We start from the raw sequence: 4,798 nt of genomic DNA, 5'->3' as shown, positions 1-4,798 counted from the left end.
TTCTTGCTTAATAGTTTCTAATTCAGCTAATGTACGAACCTCTGTGAATGCTACTTCTTCCCGTCCAGAAATTGGCGGAACCCAACCATCAACTAGACTACAACCATTTAATAACCCAGAAAATGCTTGGAGTATTTTTTGCTCGCCATTGGGCAATTCTATCAGTAATATGCCGTACATTTTGCCTTCACGGGAATACAGCTCATCATCAGCGAATAGTGCCATTAAACCATGAGCGATCGCCTCTGCTAAAGGAGTGCGGGGTAATTGCAGGAGTTGGCCAGTTTGGGGACAATACCCTTGATAGTGATAAGTGGGGGATGAGTTGTTAACTGTAGTGTTGGGGTTAATAAAGTCTGAGAGTGGGTGCAGAAGTACCATTTAATCTGCCTGAAACTTCAAGATATTGATTTGTTGACGTTTAGCCATTCTCAATCAAATCAGTTTCTCACGGTGGGATAATACATCATAATTACCCATTAGCCTCTAAGTTTTTGACATGGGATGTTGCAGTAAACGCATTAAAAATGCTCCTGTAATAGCTGTGTATATAATAAATCCTATGTGCAACCCCAATCCCCATAGTTGATAAACAGTAACCTGAACCTCCACCACAGCGATCGTTACGATAGTACCAATAGCACCAGCAAAACCACCCAGAGTATTTGCCAAAAGCCACTGCCCAGATTGGGGAATCCACTGCCGTAGTAAAAGTCGTTGTAAGTAGTTAAACATAATTAATTACACAATGTCATTGCGAGTGTAACGGAGTGAAACGAAGCAATCGCAAGGGTTAGGATTATTTCGCGTAGTTTGTAATAATGGTAAATATTTTTGTTTGATTACTTATGCTCCCAAGTAACCATTGCCGCACAAAATCCTACTCAATAATTAGTTGTGGAGTTGGTGGAGCTGTGTGATTCTGGTATTGAGATTTTGCTTGAGAAGTTTGTTGTCCTGTATTTTTTTGAACAGGTTCAGTGGGAACACCGGAAGAATTTCGTTGCACTTCTTCCGGTGTTCCCTCAATCTCTGCCAAACAGTTTAAAATTTCCCTTGTATTAGCAGGACGCTGACTAAGGGAATGTGCCATCATGCGATCTATCAAATCATCAAACTTAGGTGAAATCTGCTGCACAAAATCACGCCAGCGCATTTGACCATTGTACGAGTCGAAAATTGCCGGTTCGTTAGGTTGTTTACCCGTCAATAAGAACACAAACGTGCGTCCCAAAGCAAAGAAGTCAGACTCTGGCATAGCTTGACCTTTTGGGGTATATCCAGCCGATACCACACCTGTAACATTACCTTTGAACCTACAAACACACCATAAGTTTGCCTTATCCTGACTAAGATAAAGATTTATAAACAAAGTGTTACAAAATTTAGTATGATGTTCCTATTAACAAATTTAAGTATTTTTGCTCATTGTCATGATAGCGGATCGATTTCCTTGGCTGACCGCGATTATAATGCTGCCACTAGTGGCTTCCTTGCTTATCCCCGTTCTACCTGGTAAAGATGGTAAAAGCGTGCGGTGGTATGCATTAGGTGTAGCGATCGCGGACTTTGTCTTGATGTGTTATGCCTTTTGGAAGCATTACGATGTTAGCAATGCTACCTTTCAACTCGCGGAAAATTATGCCTGGGTGCCTCAGTTGGGCTTTAGCTGGGCGGTTTCGGTTGATGGCATATCAGTACCACTAGTACTACTAGCAGGATTTGTTACCACATTATCAATATTTGCAGCTTGGCAGGTTGACCTCAAGCCTCGTTTATTTTACTTCCTGCTGCTGGTGTTGTATTCAGCACAGATTGGGGTATTTGTTGCCCAAGATTTATTGTTGTTCTTTATTATGTGGGAACTGGAACTAGTTCCTGTTTACCTACTAGTTTCTATTTGGGGTGGACAAAAACGGCGTTATGCAGCAACAAAATTTTTACTCTACACAGCTGCGGCTTCTATATTTATTTTGGTAGCAGCACTGGGAATGGCACTTTATGGCGACAATATCACATTTGATATTGCCGAACTAGCCATGAAGAATTATCCCCTGGCTCTGGAATTACCTTTATATGCAGGATTACTGATTGCATTTGGCGTTAAACTAGCTGTTTTCCCCTTACATACTTGGCTACCTGATGCCCACGGAGAAGCTTCTGCTCCCGTATCGATGATTTTGGCAGGTGTACTCCTGAAAATGGGGGGATACGGATTAATTCGCCTGAATCTAGAAACACTTTCCGATGCCCATATTTATTTTGCCCCGGTTCTGGCAATTCTGGGGGTTGTGAATATTATCTATGGCGGATTAAACTCCTTCGCTCAAACCAATATGAAGCGTCGTCTGGCATATTCCTCAGTTTCCCATATGGGATTCGTATTATTGGGAATTGCTTCCTACACCGACTTGGGAGTCAGTGGAGCAATGCTACAAATGATTTCCCATGGTTTAATTGCGGCGGTGTTATTCTTCCTAGCTGGTGTAACCTACGATCGCACTCACACCCTATTAATGGATAAAATGGGTGGTATTGGTCAAGTTATGCCTACGGTATTTGCTTTATTCACAGTCGGAGCAATGGCTTCCTTGGCTCTACCGGGTATGAGTGGCTTTGCCAGTGAATTGACAGTATTCTTGGGTTTAACCAGTAGTGACATCTACAGCTCAACATTCTGTACTGTCACAGTATTTCTAGCTGCTGTTGGGGTCATTATCACTCCTATTTACCTCCTTAATCTATTACGGCAGGTTTTTTACGGCGATGGATCCGACAATAGCTGTGATATTGGTAACATGACCAAAGAAAATCAGGATGATGAAGGAGCAGTTTGTTTTGGTACAGACTGTGCCTTACCTACTGAAGCTGTATATAGAGATGCTAGCACCCGCGAAGTTTTCATTGCTGCTTGTTTCCTGGTACCCATAATTGCTATTGGCTTGTATCCCAAATTGGCTACACAAATTTATGATGTCAAGACAGTGGCGGTTAACACACAAGTACGTCAATCCTATATCCAAATAGCTGAGACTAAACCCAGCATTTATGCTCACACTTTTTCTGCGCCTCAAATCAAAGAATCTGAAGTTATGCCTGTGCTGGGAATCATTAAGTAAATATTAAAAAAAATTACTTTTCTGATAAATTTAGCAATCGCTCCTTTGGGGGCGATTTTTTTTATTTTCCAGTTCCTCAAAGCTTTCACAGTAAGCTTTACAGAGATATTACTGCCTCAATTACAGGGGTGCGATCGCATCATTTAGTTTACATTTGTTAATATTCTTTGTTACTTTTATTAATATAAGGCTTATAAATTGACTTAGGTCACAAACTGAATCATGACTAATAGCGCACTCATCACTAATATATTTAAACCCAACGTCAACCCCAATTTTTGGTCACAGACGACTTGGGCTGTACTAAGAGCTATTGTGGGCATTATGATGATCCACAATGGTTTGGATAAATTGGGGAATATTGAAAGTTTTTCTGAAACCTATGTTGAGTACATAGGCTTACCATTTCCCATGTTTTTTAGTTACGTAGCAGCTTTCACCGAACTGATTGGCGCACCATTATTAGCTTTTGGTTTGCTAACTCGCCCAGCCGCATTAGGTTTGTTTGCAACAATGTGTGTTGCTATGTATCACCATATTTTGGTTGCTGGCTTTAGTATTCCTTACCTAGAACTATCTGCAATTTACGCAGCTTGTTTTCTCTTCTTTACCATCAATGGAGCTGGTTTATTTTCCACTGATGCTTTGATTGCTAATTGGTTAGATAATAGTGCCTTGTCTATCCAAGCTAAACAAATTATGCGTTTAGAGAAAGCGTATCAATCAGCGAGTGCAGGGAAAGAAACAGCTGGTAGTGCTAAGTAGTCAATAGTCTTGATTAACTACTATGACTGATATTTGTTTGAGCGAATTATGAAATAGGCGCTACATCTGTGTCTCTTTCTCTTTAGAGTATAGATGTAGCGCCAATAGTTATTTTAAAGTAATGCGGAAGTCCCACCTTAAAATACATTTTTCTAATATGCAAGCGACAATCAAGACAGTTGCTACAGCTTTAAATTAACTTCCTGCATTGGTTCAGAATTAGCATCAATGGTAATCTTTTCTAGTTGTGCGGGTTTATCGTTAATCAACAAATTATAAATTATAAGTACCTTGTTGCAAATTTTCTAAAAAGAATATTCCTGCACCATTGGTTACAGATACAATTTTCTCATCTTTATCTTTTAATACAGCCTCCACCCTCGCAGCTTCAATGGGTTTTCCTTCAGCATCAGTTAAGGTTCCAGCAACAGTATAAGATGGGGTAAATCCCACATTCCGCACGTAGAGGAAAACTTTTCGGTATTTTTAAAATACTTGTCTGGTAAGCCTTTTCGGCAATTAAGCGTGACAGCGATCGTTAATTATAAGACGAGGGATAATCGCCAAATCATAGTTTATTGATACCATTGTCAACGACTGCTCTGGTTTTCATCCACGGTGGGGCTACCTTTGGGAGTATCACTAAATACAACCATATTTACTTCATGTCTGAAAGCATTGTTATAACTGGGTTATAACAATACCAAGCTTGTTAATTTAACCTGCGGAATGTGGGTAAATGGTATTTGTATGGGTGTATAACCTCCAGCAGCAACCTCTACTGCGTAAGCCGATTGCGTTGGTTTCCAGTCAATGGGATAGCATGCTGGGTCTAAATCTATACGATAATTATCAGGGGTTAGTTTCATTAATACTCCACTTTTATTTCTGCTAACATCTGCACCAAAACTTTT

General features: G+C 40.2%; 6 protein-coding genes and 1 pseudogene. 2 read left to right on the top strand and 5 right to left on the bottom strand.

The annotated features are described in order from the left end of the window. The 3 genes and pseudogenes from CALSC_RS19395 to CALSC_RS19385 all read right to left on the bottom strand — a co-directional run. Window positions 1-381 (bottom strand): annotated as a pseudogene (locus CALSC_RS19395) (RluA family pseudouridine synthase); the annotation flags it as partial. Between the two features lie 105 nt (window positions 382-486). Then, window positions 487-735, bottom strand: a complete 249-nt coding sequence (locus CALSC_RS19390) for a hypothetical protein (protein ID WP_088242929.1) — start codon at window positions 733-735, stop codon at window positions 487-489. Between the two features lie 145 nt (window positions 736-880). Next, window positions 881-1,372, bottom strand: coding sequence for a serine/threonine-protein kinase (locus CALSC_RS19385; protein ID WP_143288310.1), 492 nt, complete (start codon window positions 1,370-1,372; stop codon window positions 881-883). Between the two features lie 61 nt (window positions 1,373-1,433). Here CALSC_RS19385 and CALSC_RS19380 point away from each other — a divergent pair, with 61 nt between their 5' ends. Both CALSC_RS19380 and CALSC_RS19375 read left to right on the top strand, forming a co-directional pair. Next, on the top strand, window positions 1,434-3,119 hold the full coding sequence (locus CALSC_RS19380; RefSeq protein WP_088242927.1) for an NAD(P)H-quinone oxidoreductase subunit 4: 1,686 nt from the start codon (window positions 1,434-1,436) through the stop codon (window positions 3,117-3,119). 222 nt (window positions 3,120-3,341) lie between these two features. Beyond that, window positions 3,342-3,884, top strand: coding sequence for a DoxX family protein (locus CALSC_RS19375; protein ID WP_088242926.1), 543 nt, complete (start codon window positions 3,342-3,344; stop codon window positions 3,882-3,884). Window positions 3,885-4,157: 273 nt separating this feature from the next. On the opposite strand, the gene CALSC_RS19370 is transcribed toward CALSC_RS19375, so the two are convergent. Beyond that, window positions 4,158-4,337 (bottom strand): carboxypeptidase-like regulatory domain-containing protein, encoded by a 180-nt coding sequence (locus CALSC_RS19370; protein ID WP_159460648.1) that lies wholly within the window; start codon window positions 4,335-4,337, stop codon window positions 4,158-4,160. 239 nt (window positions 4,338-4,576) lie between these two features. After that, window positions 4,577-4,798, bottom strand: a 222-nt coding sequence (locus CALSC_RS19365) for a hypothetical protein (RefSeq protein ID WP_143288309.1), incomplete at its 5' end; no start/stop codon positions are given.

This window comes from Calothrix rhizosoleniae SC01, from assembly GCF_900185595.1.
GTDB lineage: Bacteria > Cyanobacteriota > Cyanobacteriia > Cyanobacteriales > Nostocaceae > Calothrix_A > Calothrix_A rhizosoleniae.
Note: the sequence above shows the minus strand (reverse complement) of the source record. Positions and strands in the feature narration are given on the sequence as shown.